This is a genomic window from Geomonas ferrireducens (assembly GCF_004917065.1).
Classification (GTDB): Bacteria; Desulfobacterota; Desulfuromonadia; order Geobacterales; family Geobacteraceae; genus Geomonas; species Geomonas ferrireducens.
Genome location: NZ_SSYA01000002.1, coordinates 110,649 through 125,889, shown reverse-complemented (window position 1 = coordinate 125,889; position 15,241 = coordinate 110,649). Strand labels below are relative to the sequence as shown.

The window sequence follows — 15,241 nt, the reverse complement described above, 5'->3', positions numbered from 1 at the left end:
GTAAACTTCATGGGTCCAAAATCCTAAGGTTAGCCGCCTCCCATCTGTGTCAGCGCCCCGTCGCCCCAGTAGCCGCCGGCGCAGACCTATGACGTGGTGTCACATGCCGAGACCCCTTCCCACATACCTCGCGCTTGCCCTCGCTTTCTCCTGGAGCCTCGTCCAGGCCGCGCCCGCACGCGCCGCCGAGCCCGTCGAGGTGGAGATCTCCGGCGTCGAGGGGGATGCGCTGGAAAACGTGCGCCAGGCGCTTGCCCTGCCGCACGGGCTCGTGCGCGACGGGAAGGTGGACCGGCTCTGGCTCGAGCGTTTCGCGCGCCAGGCGCCGGAAAAGGCGCGGGTGGCGCTGCAGCCCTACGGCTACTACCGCGCCCGGGTGACCGCAGCGGTGCAGGGGGACAGGAAGGGGAAAAGCGTTCTGGCGGTGACGGTGGAGCCCGGCGAGCCGGTACGCGTGGCCGAGGTCGAGGTGAGGCTTGAGGGGAGCGGGAGCAAGGAAAAGGAGCTCGCCCATTTGGTCACCTCCTTTCCGGTGCGCCGGGGCGAGGTGCTGTCCCAGCCCTCCTACGAGCGGGGGAAGGGAGCCCTGCAGTCGCAGGCGCAGACGCTCGGTTACCTCGACGCCTCCTTTTCCCGCCACGAGATCCGCATCTCACCCGACCTCGCCACGGCGCGCGTCCTGCTCACCATGGAAACCGGCGCGCGCTACCGCTTCGACGGCGTGCGCATCGAGGGAGCCCCCGACTATCCGCAGGTCTTTTTAAAGCGCTTCGTCGCCTTCAAGGAAGGAGATCCCTTCTCCTACTCGAAACTCGGGGAGACCCAGTTGAACTTCGCCAACTCGGAGCGTTTCCGCCAGGTGGTGGTGACGCCACAGCGCGAGGAGGCGAAGGATCAGAAGGTGCCGGTACTCATCCGGCTCACCGCGGCGCCGCGCCGCACCCTGCGCCCCGGCGTCGGCTACGGCACCGATACCGGCGGTCGCTTCTCGGTGCGCTACCGCGACCTGAACCTTGCCCACGAAGGAAACGACCTCGACCTCAGCATCTACGTCGCCGAGAGGCTGCAGGGCTTCGCCGGCCGCTACACCATGCCTGACGAGACCGACCACCGCAGCTCGAGTGCCATACAGCTAAACCTGCAGCAGGAGGAGGTCTCCACCTACCAAAGCCGCCTCGCCGCGTTGGAACTCGACCGCACCTTCGGCCTCGGGCGCGGCGAACTCGGAACGGTCTACGTGAAGTTCCAGGAGGAGTTTTATACCATCGGCACGGCGGACTCGCGCTCCCGCCTGGTGCTCCCGGGCTTTCGCTTCTCGAAGGAGCGCTTCAACGACATGATCCGCCCGACCATAGGCTACCGCCTCTCCTTCGATGTGCGCGGGGCGCACCCCTATTTCGGCTCGGACGTTGGCCTTGCCCAGTTCATCGGCAACGGGAGCGTCCTGGTCCCGCTCCCCTGGCGTCTCACCTTCCATGCCCGGGGCAACGTAGGCTACAGCATCCTCACCGACCCCTTCGCCGAGCTTCCCCCGTCGATCCGTTTCTTCGCCGGCGGCGACCAGAGTGTGCGCGGCTACGCCTACCAGAGCCTCGGCCCCAAGGACTCATCGGGCAAGGTGGTGGGGGGGAAGCACCTACTGGTCGGAAGCATGGAGGTGGAGCGTGCGCTTTACAAGAACTGGGGCGTCTCGCTTTTCCATGACATAGGCAACGCCTTCAACGACTACGCGCGCATGGACCTGCACCAGGGGGCGGGGATAGGGGCGCACTACTACACGCCGGTGGGGGGACTGAACCTCTATTTCGCGAAGCCCCTGGACGACTCCCGTCTCTTCCGCATCCATTTCACCGTGGGGTTCGAATTTTGAAACGCGTCGTACTCTACATAGCGGCCCCTGCGGTCGGCCTTTCCCTGCTCTTGGCCGGCGGGGCGGCCTGGCTCGTCTACACGAGTTCCGGGGCGCGTTTCGCCCTGGTCACCCTCGCCGGGATGGGGGGAAAGGCGAGCGTGCAACAGGTGGAGGGGCGCCTTCGCGACCGGCTCCTCGTCAAAGGGCTGCGCCTTTCCCGTCGGAACCTGGTCGTCGAGGTGGAGCGCATCGAGCTTTCCTGGGAGCCTGAGCGGCTCTTCCGGGGCGAGCTTTTGGTGCACGAGATTGGCGTCGCCTCGGTGCGCATTCAGGATGACACACCGCTTTCCGCCAAGGCCCCCAATCTCGCTTGGCCGCAGCCGAGCGTTCTTTTGCGCCGCCTGGACGCCAGCGTGGAGCGCATCTCGGTAAAGGGGGTGAACTACCGCCACCTGCAGGGGGAGCCATTCGTGCTCAAAGAGCTTGCCGCCGGGATGACCTTGAAAGACGGCCTTTTGACCCTCTCGGGCGGGAGCCTCTCCCTGGAGAACGGCAAGGCGACCGGCCTTGTCGAGGCGGGGCTGTGGCAGCCGTCGCTGAGGCTCGACCTGCAGCTCGCCCCGGCGACTCCGGTCGCCGACCTCGACGCCGTCTCGGTCAAGGCGCGCCTCGTTCCCGGTCGCGCGCCGGAGCAGCTTGCCGGACCGGTGGCGCTCGAGGGGAAAAGGGGAGGGGCGCGCCGCCTGGAGGTGAATGCAGAGCTGGGCGTCACCCGCACCGGCTTCAACTTCAGATCGCTGCGCCTCGTCCGTCCCGGGCGCCCCGGGACCCTCACCGGCAACGGGAGCATGACCCTCACCGTTTCGGAACCCCTCTTCGCCCTGGCGCTTGCCGCCGACCATCTCGACCTCTCGAAGGAACTCGACCGTCCCTCCGTTTTAAACGGCACGGTCACTTTTTCCGGGACCCCCTCCGCCTATGCCGGCACCTTCGCGCTCTCCAACAAGGGGACCGGCTGGGAGAACATGGGACTTGCGGCGCACTACCGCGGCGGCAAGAGCAGCGTGCGTCTTGCACCTCTTTCCGGCAACTGGCTGCAGGGGAGCGTGCGCGGCGCGCTCGACGTGGACTGGAGCCGCGGGTGGAAGGTGGCGGGAAACCTTTCCGGGCGCGGGCTCGACCCCTCGCGCCTCGCCGCGGAATGGGACGGTAAGGTCAATCTCGACATAACCGGTTCGATCGGTCAGGCGGGCAACGGTCCCGTCTCCGGGGCGCTCCAGGCGCACCTCTTACAAAGCAGGCTCAAGGGGCGCGAGCTCTCCGGCGAACTGGAAGGGGGCTTTCAGGGGGCGCGCCTCGCCGTCAAACGCCTCCTCCTCACCGGCCGGGGCTTCCGGTTCTCGGGCCACGGCGAGGTCGACCGGCGCTTCGATTTTGCCGCCGACGTGAGTGACCTCTCCTCGCTGTTGCCGGGAAGCGCCGGGGCGCTCAAGACCGACGGCTGGCTGCGCTGGCGCGACGGGATGCTCTCAGGTGCAGCGGAGGGGACCGGGCATAACCTCGCCGCAGGGGGGGGCAGTGCCGGGGCGGTGCAGCTCTCCGCCACCCTGGGCGAGGGGAAGGACCATCCGATGAAGCTATCCGGGACGGCTTCGGCGCTCTCCGCCGGGGGGGTGCGCGTCGACACGGCAAGCTTCGCCCTCGCAGGGACCGCGGCGCGACACACCCTGGAGGCGCGCCTTGCCTCCCGCGCCGCCACCGTCGATTTCCTGGCCTCCGGCGGCTACGCCGAAGGTACGTGGCGCGGCGAGCTCGCACGCCTTACCGGAAACGACGGTGTCGGCCCCTTCTCCCTCGCCGCACCGGCGCACCTCGTCGTCGGGAACGGGCGCTTCAGCACCACGCCGCTTGTCCTAAACGGCGCCCCGGGCGAGCGCGTCGAACTCTCCGGAAGCATGAGCCGGGACCATTCCAGCAAGCTCGTCGGCGTATGGGAGCGCCTGAACCTCGCCCGCGCCAACGCGTGGCTCGCCGGGGGGGAGGTGACCGGGGAGAGCTCCGGGAACCTGGAGCTCGCCCTTGCTCCGGCGGGGGGACTCACCGTCACCGCGAGGGCCGAGGCCGCGGGCTCCTTCGCAAGGGAAGGGAAAAGGGTAGCCTTCGACCGGCTCCAAGCGACGCTGGACGGCGGGAGAGGTGGCATCGACGCCGCCGTCGATCTCGCGCTGGAAAAGGGGGGCGGCGCCGCTCGTCTCGGTTTCCATTCCGACCGTCCCGCACGGCTCGCGCTTCCCGACCGGGGCGAGGTCTCGCTTTTGCTGACGAACCTGGACCTGGCGCTTTTGCGTCCCTTCCTGGCGACGGAAACTACCCTTGACGGCCGTCTGAACGCCGAGGCGCACGGGCGGCTGCTGCCGGGCGGGAAGGTGGACGTCGAGGGAAACACCGCGCTCACCGGTGGGGCCTTTAAGTGGCGCGACAAGGGGGACCAGTTCGACGCCTCGATCGATCGGGCCGGCCTCTCCTTCCGCTGGCTGAACGCAGCCGCCGCAGGGAAACGGGGAGGTGAGCTCGTTCTGCACGGCCGGGCCGAGGCGACTGGTGAGTACCGTTCGCAGGGAGAGAAGCTGATCGGCAGCCAGTTCACCCTCGCCGTCGATGCGGACAACAGCGGAACGAAGGGGGAGGCGCAGCTCTGGCTCGACACCGGGGGGAGTCTCACCGCGGCGCTCTCCTCGACGACCCCCGCCGGCACCGCGCTCCCGGAGACCGGCGACGTCACCGTTCAGTGGAGCGGCATCAAGCCTGCCCTTTTGCGCCCGTGGCTTCCGGGAGCGCTCGAACTGCAGGGCGAACTGGAGGGGAACGCGAAAGGGAAGCTGCTACCGGGAAGGCGCCTGGAGGCGGCGGGCGAGGCCGTGTTCACCCAGGGGAGCGCCACATGGCAAGGGACAAACGGTGCGGCGAGCGCCGGCATCCGTACCGCCCGGTTCACCTTCGACTGGCGCGGCAACGCCCTGACCGGCGCCCTCGACCTCGCGCTTGCCGAATACGGCCAGGGAAAAGGGGAGTTCCGGCTTCCGGTGCCCGCCCGAATCCCGGTCACCCCCGATCAAAACGGAGCGGTGAGCGGGAGCTTCGCCGGAAAGCTGCGCGAGCACGGCTTCCTCACGGCCCTCTTCCCCGGTCTGGTGCAGGAGAGCCGCGGCCTCATCGACGCCGATCTGAAGGTGGGGGGAGTCTGGGGCGATCCGACCGTGCAGGGGACCCTGCACCTCTCCGATGCCGGTGCCTACCTCCCGAGTGCCGGGATCACCCTGACCGGGGTCGAACTCTCCGCGCGCCTGGAAAAGGACCTGTTCCTCATCGAGCGGCTGCGCGCCGTCTCCGGCGGCGGCGAGCTGGTCGGCAACCTCAAGGCGCGGCTTGCCGGATGGGAGGTGCGGGACTTCCAGGGGGCTCTGAGCGGCCAGCGCTTCCAGACCGTCTACCTTCCGGAACTCACCATGTACACCTCGCCGCAGCTCACCTTCGAGGGGACCGGGACCCGTGCCACCCTGGCCGGTGAGATCGGCATTCCGGAGATGCTCGTGAGCGGCCCACCGGTGCAGAAGATGGTAACCCCGAGCGAGGACGTCGTCTTCGAGGGGGCGCTGCCCCAGGCGAAGCAGGCCGCCTTCCCGTTGCACCTCGAGGGGCGCGTGAAGGTGACGCTTGGGGACAAGGTGCGGGTGGAGGCCTCCGGGATCGATGCCCGGCTCGGCGGGAGCATGGATCTCGTCTTGAACGGGATCGACGACATCCAGAGTTCCGGCGAGATCAAGGTGGTGGAGGGGCGTTACCGCGCCTACGGCATGGACCTGCAGATCGTGCGCGGCAGGCTCTACTACGTGAACGACCCGGTGACCCGTCCGACCCTCGACGTTCTCGCCTTGCGCACGGTGGGCGACGTCAAGGCCGGCGTCACCGTCGGCGGGAGCCTGAAGACCCCGGTGGTCAAGCTCTACTCCGAGCCGACCATGCCCGAGGTGGACATCCTGGCGTACATGGTGCTCGGCCATCCGATGGGCGAGAGTGGAGAGCAGGGGGGGATGCTCGCCACCGCCGCCGCTTCGCTCTTCTCCATGGGTAAATCCGAGTCGCTGCAGGAGCAGATCAAGGACCGCCTCGGGCTGAGCACGCTCGGTCTCGAGCGGGTCGACACCTCGACCACCGGGCGCATGGGTTACAAGGAGCTCCCCACCACCCCCGGCGGCGTGAAGCAGCCCACCGTCGGCGAGTCCCTCTTCACCGTCGGCAAGTACCTCACCCCCAAGCTCTACCTGAGTTACGGCCGCTCCCTCATCACCGGCCAAAACCTCTTCCGGCTGCGCTACGACATCTTCAAGCGTCTGCAGATCGAGACCCAGAGCGGCTCCGAGTCCGGCGCGGACCTCTACTACAAAATGGAGTTCAATTAGCCGGTTTATTTCGACTGCTTGACGTGTGGAAATATTTTCTATATTTTTTTGACGACAAAATACCGCTTTTCCAACTTCAGGATCACCTTGCGGGGACCTGGTCCACCCGCTTGGTTGGCAACTCGTCATCGTAAACTACTTACACAACTTACCACTGTCCCCTCTGTCCCCCCTCTGTCCCTCACTTTTCATGTTTTCAATCTCTATTCCAACGCAAGCCTGACCGGCGTGGCCGGTCTAGGCGTGGAATTTATATGGTTACCTAACCAGGTCTTCGAAATCTTGCGCGTGCTTAACACGGCACGTAACACCGTCCTCATACCCAGTGCAGCCCGACAACAGGAACTCATCAATCTTTGCTGGCTTTCTGTATTTAGGATTGTTCACTAACGCTTCAAGAACTAACCGGAGGTATTGCAGTGCTAGGGAACTTGTTGGTATGACGCTGTTATCTTTTAGTACGATCTCTCTTTTTTTACTGGCTTTTGTGCTGCCATGAACGACAGCTGATCTAAAGCTGTATATGTCCTTAATACGTTTCAACACTTGCGCAGGTGGTGTCTCAAAATTTTTTGCTACTATGCTGAGAGCTGCGACTCGCATTGCAAGTTTATGTGTCATTTCTTGATGATCGTCGTCAGACAATAAAGCTTCAATGCCTATTGTAGCATCCAATATTGAATCTTCATCATCATCTCTTAAGAAGCAAAGGTTTAAACGTCTGACAGCAATTTGTATATTATTTTCTGTCACTGCTATTAATTTGGCGAACATTGAACCAATTTCTTTTGCTTCTTCGGCATCTATCTTAGGCAGATCCTCTCTGTTCCAATAATAGTTATCAAATTGATTTGGATACGATTTGATGGAAGTACCTTCTATAGCTGGCAGGTCAGCCTTATAAGAATGAGCCCAATCCACTGGACGCATAAGTAACTGTGCGTATCCCGTAGCGCACCCTGTTTTAATTCGTAAGGCAGCAAAAAAACGATTAATATAATCAATTGGGTAAGCCGACGAGTCTGCAACCAGTTCTGATAGGTGCCAAAGGTTTTCATTAGTTATGTACCAGTTTTTAAGTACTAACATATGTGTAGCGGCTGACAGAACTGATTTGTGGACACCAGAGCCATACGAAGATACCGATGCTCGGGCTAGATGAAACTTATGGTCTATGCGTTCAATTTGATTATTCTGGCAGAGTTCAATCTTATCAAAGTCAAAATTAATAAATAGAATTGGAATGCAAATATCAACATATAGCCTGTCGTTAAATATGCTGCGAAAATATGGTTCAGCTATGTCTTTAAAGTCATCTCTTTTGAATTAGAAAGTATTGTAGGTATGGATGTATCTACATAGCAGAACTTCTGGAATGCTAGTGATACTAAAAGTTAAAAAGTCAATATACCTCTCGGGCGTTTGCTGATTAGTATCTAAACCTTCTATCATTCTTCTCGGTAGTAGCCTGCTTATGATGTCACTATTGCTTTTCACAAATGCTATTAGGTCCTTGAATGATTGCAGATTATCTGTAGGTATCTGCGGCCCATTACTTATTCCAAAAGAACCACGAAACGCTCTAGTGTAATCTACTGGTCCCGACGCAAACGTCTCGTAAATGCTCGGCATTGCACCATCTTTGTACGTAACGCTTGGCCAGTTATAGTAAGTGCCTATGTACGACTGGCTCTGCGCGAGTGGCTCGATACGGGCAAGACCTTCTTGTACTGCCGCAGCAACAAGATCAAAAAACTCATCGAGGACATTTTGACCAACAGAACCAACATAGTCATCCATGCATTCCATGTCTGTATCCTCTTGAAGCTCCACGCGGTACTTACACAACGAGAGGTTTCGGTGAACGCTTCTTATTCAACGTGGGAGAGTGCAGCGGCGAAGCGAAGCGGAGCCCGCTGCCACGCTTTGTTGTGTGTCAGTGTTTCTCGAAGACAGCTTTTGCCTTTTCTACATCCATTACCACAGGTTTCCCACCTCCAGGCGGGTGAAGGACCACCGCAGTGTCCTCCGAACACTCCGGCCCCGCCCAACCATAGTAATTCTTCCTGTTGTAGGACTCGGTCAATTGGAGGTCCATCGTCATTTCCGATATGGCGGTTGCACCAAAACGGTAGACATGAAAGGGATCGTAAGTCAGGAAAGAATACTCAGGTCCCCATGACTGGGTGAAGCACGGATAACCGATCAACTCTGGGATTTTGTCTTTATCAATGTCTGCAAATGACCGAATTTCAAAGTTTTCAAGATTCAGAATCTGTTTTGGTGTTTCGTCATCACCTAATGCGATAATGTGTAAGCTTCCGGGGGAACTGCCATAGGCCCAACCAAACAACAGAAGAAGAGGATGTTTCGATCTTCCTTTTAGTGAGGTAATCATCAGAATGTGTTTTGACTTCAGAATATTCTTTTTCTTGAGTTTCTGGCTATCAAGCGTTAAGGCATCAGCAAGCTTTGCTAGACCGTCGTTATCATTGACTTCAAGAACGACTTTCCCCTTAAGCATTATCTGCAACTGCGTGTAGTCACCTCCGGCATCATAATCAACTGGTGCCCTAAGCACAAAGTGATACGGTATTTTGTCTCCTCGCCAGTCGAAACTAAACTTCTCCACGGTTCTCCACTGCGCTGCCGAAGCGACAGAGGCGACGAAGATCAAAGCGAGGAAAACTAATGTGATGGGTAATCTCATTTTCTTTTTCTTTCTTTTGTCACACAACGTCCACAAACCTGACCGGCGATAGTCCGGTCGTGGCGCGGGTTGGCGTCTGTCTGCAGCGCTGTTTCGAGGGACCCACTTACGGTAACTCGACTTTACTGTCTCTGGCTTTCTTATCTAAAGGTCAAAAAAATCTGTCGGATCAAGAGGGTTGAGAATTGTTATTTTGTCCCATTGATGTTCGATACACACATTTTCCCTGAACAGTTTTCGGCTATACTCGGACATACCATATGCAAGGTGATCAACTAGAATGAGCCAATATTTTTCGTATTGTGATTTAATGTTTGAAATTTTTTTAGTTTTCTCATCTATGCATAATCTCAGGTTACGCTCCATTTCAGGTATCACAAACCCGCCCTCATCTAAATCGCAAACAGATCCAAGCTCAATCGTTTTGTCCAGGCCATTCCCTTTCTTCCAAAACTCTAGGTTTAGGTTGCGCCCAATACTCAGGTGGAGTCGTTCCTTCTCCGGTGTCTCTGGTAATGATGAAATAAATGAACGTACTGCTGCCTCTATTTGTTTCCCTTTTGGTACTGGGCGCTTAAACCTTAAAAGTACCCACCATCCAGAACTTTGTTCGAGGGATTTTAGGATCTTGTTGAATTTTTGTATTAGTCTAAATTCGGCGTGCTCTAACCCTTTGGGTATCGAAGACCCAATTTCGTTTTGATTTAATCGTCTGACCTCCACCGCAATTCTGTCCACGATTACGAAATCGGGCACAGTACTCTTACCATTTGGCTCGTACATCACATTTTCGAAGCCTCGGTACCGGAGATGGTCTAATGCTGTTTTTTCTGTTGCATCCATTTCGGGCTTCATCACTTCCATTATTCCTCGCCAACTCGTCCGGTTAGAAAGGTTGCCTATATAGGGTGCTAGTTACCTATATAAGTAACTTGTTCCTTATACAGGTAACATCCCTCGGCTACCTATATAAGCAACTTCCATGTTGGAGAAGGCCGCCTTCGTCTCTAATACAGCAGGCCCCTTATAGTCCTGAGTGCCTCCGGCATCGAGCACCAAATGGCGTGCAGCAGATTAACATGCACGGTTAGTCGTAATCAATGTGAATTTTCATTATTTATGTTGAAAGACTAGGTGGTTGTAACATCCTCTGAAAGGTCCTGGGGGGTAAGGCACGACCCAGTCAGGCCCTATCCCGTTTGCAGGTCAAAAGCCATGATGTCCATCTCACAAGGTATGAGCGCCGGGCACGCCGGAGGATACTTCTCCTGGGAGGGCTACTACCTGCGCGGCGATTCTCTGGCGGTGAACTCGTCGTGGGTTGGTAGTGGAAGCAGGGCGGTTGGGCGTGAGGGGGCGGGCCCCGCCTCACGCGCGTCGGTACAAAATTGCAACGTCCGCGTGCTAACCTGAAACGCGCCCGTTGTAGTTTGCAACGCGGACAAACCAAGTCTCCACGCGGTTGTGGAAACTTGCAATGCGAACGTACTAACTTGAAATGCGGTTGCGGAAACTTGCAATGCGAACGTACCAACTTGAAATGCGGTGGTGGAAAACTGCAGCGCGGATGTATCAACTTAAAACGATTCCATGGAAACGTTCAACGTGGACATACTAACTTGAAACATGCTCATGGAAACTTGCAACATGGACGTACTAACTTACAACGCGGACATGGGGATTTTAAACGCGCGCGTACAAGCCTGACCCCTGCCCGTGTCAGTTTTAAACGCGGACAGGTCAATCAGGAACGCCTACGTGCAAATTGGAAACGTGCACGCTTGGGGGATGGAATGGTGCGGAGGTAGGAAATTTGAGTTCATTCTGCGCGAGGAACTCTGGGAGCTGCAAAAGACGCGGGTGGCAGTGCGCGCCGCCCCGATGGACCGCCGCACGGGAAAAGTGGCTTTGACATGAAAGGGGGATATCTATATAGTGCGATAGAAATCGGCGGCACATGAATTGTTATTGTCAGGAGATGCTATGCACCGTTTCCCGCCCCGCACGACCGGATGTCCGTTGCTCCTCAGAGCCTTTCTCACCTGCATGACCCTCGTCGCCTTCCTGTTGGTCTCAGACCTCAACACCCAGGCCGTTGCCGCCCACCCGGCAAACGTCTCCGTCGACATATCGAGCCTTGTTTCCTTCCTCGGCACACTGAGCACGGACGAAAAGGACGAGCAGGTGCGCGACTGGGCCGCGTACGGCCTGAAAAACGAGCTCGGTGTATCGACGGGGGAAGAGATCCCCATCCGCCACCCGTCGCTCAAGGAAACCGCTCCGGGGGAGGTGTCGAAGGGAAGGGTGTTCGCGGTCTCCGACAAGGAGTGGGCCGTACTCATACCCAGGGAGAAGCGCGGCGATAAGCCGCTCATCGGCTCCCTCATCGACAAGAGCTACGCGAAGAGCAACTCCCTCCCCGAGAAGATCTCCGTCTTCACCTACGCGCTCCCCGAAGGGGCATCGAGCCTTGACATCTCGTTCGAGAAAAGCTTCGATACCGCCGCCGTCTTTACCGCCGAGTACGGTTACAGCACCGCCTCCGTTTCCAACCTTCCCGAGCTCAGGAAGTTTCTCAAGAACGCCGATGACGTCGTCATGGTGCAGTGGAGCCCGGGCGCCCTGCTCATAGGCGCGCGCTCCTACGGGCACGACGCGCGCCGCGCGGTGACGGTGGAAGAGATCGCTGCGCTCTACCAGGCCTACATCGCACCGGGGAGCCCCGCCAAAATCGGCTTCTCCCTCGACCTCGACATGGACTACGGCGCGTTCGCCTCTGATTTGGAGGAGTTCGTGCGAACCTCGCCGCTCATACGGAACCCGGGCTTTGTCGGTGCCTCCGCCTCGGACCTCGGCACCGTCGCGCAGCGCGTCAGGATGACGAGGAGCGATGCCCCTCTGGTGGCGCTCTTGCGCGCCCTTTCGGCATCGGGCAGCGACGCGGACATGCGCGTCTTCTCGGCCATTTACAGCATCCAGCAGTACCACACCTACCAGAAGGCGCGCTACGACGGGAACCTGCAGGGGACGCAGGCGGGCATGATGCTTTTCTACACCGACCTCCTCGCCAAGATGTGGGCCATGGACTACGAGGGGGGGTCGCCGAAGGTAGCCATCAAGGGGTTCCGCCCCATGACTGAGATCCTGATTCCGAAACTGTACTGGCAGGGGTACGGCCGGGCGGCCAACACGAGGCTCTGGTTCGGCCTCAAGCAGGACGCCTTCGAGGTGTACGGGAACAAGACCCTGTTCCAGCCGACGGCGACCAGGGTCTACGCCGCCTCTTCCAACATGCTGACGCCGGGCAAGGAGGAGACCGCCCCTAACTACCAGAGCAAGGAATTCCTCGGGTGGTGGGACCGGCATTACGACGCCTTTGCCGACTACGAGCCCGCTTATCACAGGCTGAACCAGATCCAGAAGTGGAGCTGCGTCATCCTGATGCTCAAGGTGAGCGGCCTGCATCAGCTCGACTTCCTCCTTGACCTTCCGGTGCGCCGGGACATCGACTTCGAGCAGTGGAGCCGGGACGTCGAGCGGCTTCAGGGCGCGGGTTCCCTCCCGTTTCTGGACAAGGAGAAGCTGGGGCGTCGGACCGAGTGCCTCTCCCTGCTCCAATCGAAGCCCCACCCCTTCCTGGGAGGGTACGGCATGATCAGCGGCGGCATCACCCTGGCGACCCAGGCGGACATTCTGGCAAAGATGAAGGTGAACGGGGCGGCGCCGTCGGCCGCGACCCCGGTGGTAACCGGGCTTCCCTTCCCAGTCGGCGGAGCGTTGCAGAAAGGGGCGATGACGCCCGGCGGCCCGCCGGCGCCCGCGGCGGAGAGCGTGCCGCAAACGGGTAAGCCGGCTGCGGAGTCCCAACCGGTCCAGCCTGCCAAGCCTGCTGTGGTAGGCGTGTCGGCAGTACCGTTGCAGGACAAGGAGAGTGGCGCGGGGAAAGGGAAGAAACAGGCGCTGCGACTTGCGTGGGAAAAGAGCCCGGAGCTCGAAGCGGTCGGCCTGGTGACGGCGCTGGCAAATGCGCAGCAGCCATCGGCTTCGTCAGGCAAGGGAGAGGCCGTTTTTAAGGCGATCCCCTCTATCCAGTCGGTGGTCCGGGTGAAGGAGTGGGATACCTACCTGGTCAAGCTCGCTACCGTCAAGGAGATGTGGATCTATCTCAGCATCAACCCGGCCCAGGTCGACGACTACCCCGCCAAGGCTGCCGGCTCCTTCAAGGAGGCGGACATCTTCTGCGCGAAGGTGATCAGCGCGGCCGAAGCCGACAAGCTCGCCCAGGGTAAGGCGGTGCTCGGGAAATAGAGCTGCGTGGCGGAAAGAGAAGGGGAGTACGTCACGTAACGGTGTGGCAAGAAGGGGCGGTCCGGGAGATTATCGGGCCGCCCCCGTTTTTTCCGGAGCGGAGACGACGGTGCGGTACAGGCAGAAGAAGAGGAGCGCCATCACGAAGGTCGCGGCGCCGGTCACCATGAAGCCTAGGGAAAAGCTGGTTCTCTTGATCACTATCCCCATGGTTGCAGAACTGAGCATCATGCCTAGGTAGACGCAGCTGTTGTAGAGACCAAGGCCCAGCCCGCGCTGTTTTGGAGGGGTGACCACCACGACGAGCGAACTGAGCGCGGTGAAGCAGACCCCCATGCCTGCCCCGAGGAGGCAGGCGCAGGCGATGAGCGCGGCCATCCCTTGGGCGGGACCGGTGAGCATGACGGCGACGGCGCAGACGAGAAGGCCGGTGCCGGACATGAGGCCGCGGTCCACCCGGTCGCTCAGTCGGCCGAACGGGATACGCAGCAGCACGTTCATGAGGGCCTGAGCGGCGAAGACGATGCCGATCTCCCCAACGTTGAGCCCCTGGGCGCGGGCGTGCAGCGGGAGAAAAGAAATGAACATGCCGAAGCCGAAGCATCCTCCGAGGGTCCCGACTAGGGCGGCCATGAGCCTGCGGTTCGAAAAGACCCCGGAGAGGTGCTCCGGGTGCTCTTCGGCGTGGGCGTGGTGTTCCTCCCCCTGCCCGGGACGGAAGAAGAGGACCGCCGCCAGCGCCAGCAGGATCAATCCCCCCGACACGAAGAAGACCTCACGTATGCCGATGATGCGGCCGAACCAGCCGCCGCTGGCCGGACCTATGGTCATGGCGAGGTAGACCGCGGTGGTGTACCAGCTGTAGGCGCGACCGACGTGAGAGCGCGGGACCACCTTTGCCACCGACGACATCATGGTCGGGGTGAAGGCGGAAAGCCCCATGCCGAAGACGAGGTAGATGACGCCGAGCAGAAGGGGCGTGCCGCAGAAGGGGATGAGAAGGGACGCGCAGCTCATGAGGGCAAGCCCGGTGAGCAGCACCGGCCGGATGCCGATGCGGTCCGACAAGAGGCCCGCGGGAACGGCGAGGATGCCGGCGGAGAGCATGAAGGCGGCGTTGATGAGACCGATCTCCGTGGTGCCTGCGCCGATGCCGCTGGCTAACAGCGGCAGCACCGGTATGCGCATGTAGGCGCCGAGGAAGCAGATGAAGCCGATGAGGCAACAGGTGAGGACCTGCAGGGTGTGCCGATGTCGGGGCGGGTCGTACTGTGCGGCGAGCTCTTCGCCATTTATGCCGGTGTCATTCATGGTCGGGCAAAACTAGCCGCAACGCCCGCCGCTGTCAATATGAAACCGGCTGGGTGCCCACTTAGGAGGGGTGCAGCTCGATCTCCTCGATGCTGCGGAAAAGCCGGCCGCCGCTCTCCTCGATGAAGTAGATCACCTGCAGGTTGAGCGGCACTCCAGGAAAGTCGCCGCAGTCCCTGAAGTCGGTGCGCAGGCCGAAGCACCGCTTCCCGATTCCCGCGCCGTAACCCACCTCGGCGACGGTCCCGCTGTCCGGTTCGGTCCCGTCGAGAACCGCCAGCACCAGATCGGCCCCCTTGAGCCCCTGCGCGTTCACTCCCCCGGTGAAGGAGGCGGCTTCCTTGATGGCGGCCGCGCGGCGCGGCCCTTCCTCGATGAAGAGCGCTGCCTCGATCCGTTTCGCCACCTCATCTTGCTCCCACGGGTCGAAGATCTCGCAGCCGAGCGCTTCCAGCCGATCCTTGATCCGTTGGCGGTAGGGGGTGTTCTCGCGGCTGAAGCCAAGCGGGGAGGCGAGGTAAACTTTTATTTTTTTGTCTGACATGACATCTCCATGAAAGGGGGGTAGGGGCCTGGCTCCTTGGGCGGCTAACTAAAGGC

9 protein-coding genes are annotated in these 15,241 nt (G+C 60.1%); 3 read left to right on the top strand and 6 right to left on the bottom strand.

Features of this window, described 5'->3' with window-relative positions; genetic code table 11:
* Positions 1 to 103 precede the first annotated feature (103 nt).
* Positions 104 to 1,870, top strand: a complete 1,767-nt coding sequence (locus E8L22_RS09430) for an autotransporter assembly complex protein TamA (RefSeq protein WP_246044601.1) — start codon at positions 104 to 106, stop codon at positions 1,868 to 1,870.
* On the top strand, positions 1,867 to 6,312 hold the full coding sequence (locus E8L22_RS09425; protein ID WP_198420142.1) for a translocation/assembly module TamB domain-containing protein: 4,446 nt from the start codon (positions 1,867 to 1,869) through the stop codon (positions 6,310 to 6,312). Before E8L22_RS09430 ends, E8L22_RS09425 begins: the two co-directional genes overlap by 4 nt.
* Positions 6,313 to 6,570: 258 nt before the next feature.
* On the opposite strand, the gene E8L22_RS09420 is transcribed toward E8L22_RS09425, so the two are convergent.
* The 4 genes from E8L22_RS09420 to E8L22_RS09405 form a co-directional block, all read right to left on the bottom strand.
* Entirely contained in the window at positions 6,571 to 7,401 is an 831-nt protein-coding gene (locus tag E8L22_RS09420) for a HEPN domain-containing protein (RefSeq protein ID WP_136524952.1), read from the bottom strand.
* 237 nt (positions 7,402 to 7,638) lie between these two features.
* Complete coding sequence (locus E8L22_RS09415; protein ID WP_136524951.1) at positions 7,639 to 8,121, bottom strand: hypothetical protein; 483 nt, start codon at positions 8,119 to 8,121, stop codon at positions 7,639 to 7,641.
* Between the two features lie 127 nt (positions 8,122 to 8,248).
* Positions 8,249 to 9,022: a hypothetical protein gene (locus E8L22_RS09410; protein WP_136524950.1), complete on the bottom strand. Its 774-nt coding sequence runs from the start codon at positions 9,020 to 9,022 to the stop codon at positions 8,249 to 8,251.
* Between the two features lie 144 nt (positions 9,023 to 9,166).
* A complete protein-coding gene (locus E8L22_RS09405) occupies positions 9,167 to 9,886 on the bottom strand; it encodes a hypothetical protein (protein WP_136524949.1) in 720 nt (239 codons plus the stop codon).
* A gap of 1,155 nt (positions 9,887 to 11,041) precedes the next feature.
* Here E8L22_RS09405 and E8L22_RS09400 point away from each other — a divergent pair.
* On the top strand, positions 11,042 to 13,330 hold the full coding sequence (locus E8L22_RS09400) for a hypothetical protein (RefSeq protein WP_136524948.1): 2,289 nt from the start codon (positions 11,042 to 11,044) through the stop codon (positions 13,328 to 13,330).
* Positions 13,331 to 13,399: 69 nt separating this feature from the next.
* On the opposite strand, the gene E8L22_RS09395 is transcribed toward E8L22_RS09400, so the two are convergent.
* Together E8L22_RS09395 and E8L22_RS09390 are read right to left on the bottom strand one after the other, a co-directional pair.
* Positions 13,400 to 14,641 (bottom strand): MFS transporter, encoded by a 1,242-nt coding sequence (locus tag E8L22_RS09395; RefSeq protein ID WP_136524947.1) that lies wholly within the window; start codon positions 14,639 to 14,641, stop codon positions 13,400 to 13,402.
* Between the two features lie 61 nt (positions 14,642 to 14,702).
* Positions 14,703 to 15,185, bottom strand: coding sequence for a nucleoside 2-deoxyribosyltransferase (locus E8L22_RS09390; RefSeq protein ID WP_136524946.1), 483 nt, complete (start codon positions 15,183 to 15,185; stop codon positions 14,703 to 14,705).
* Positions 15,186 to 15,241 lie beyond the last annotated feature (56 nt).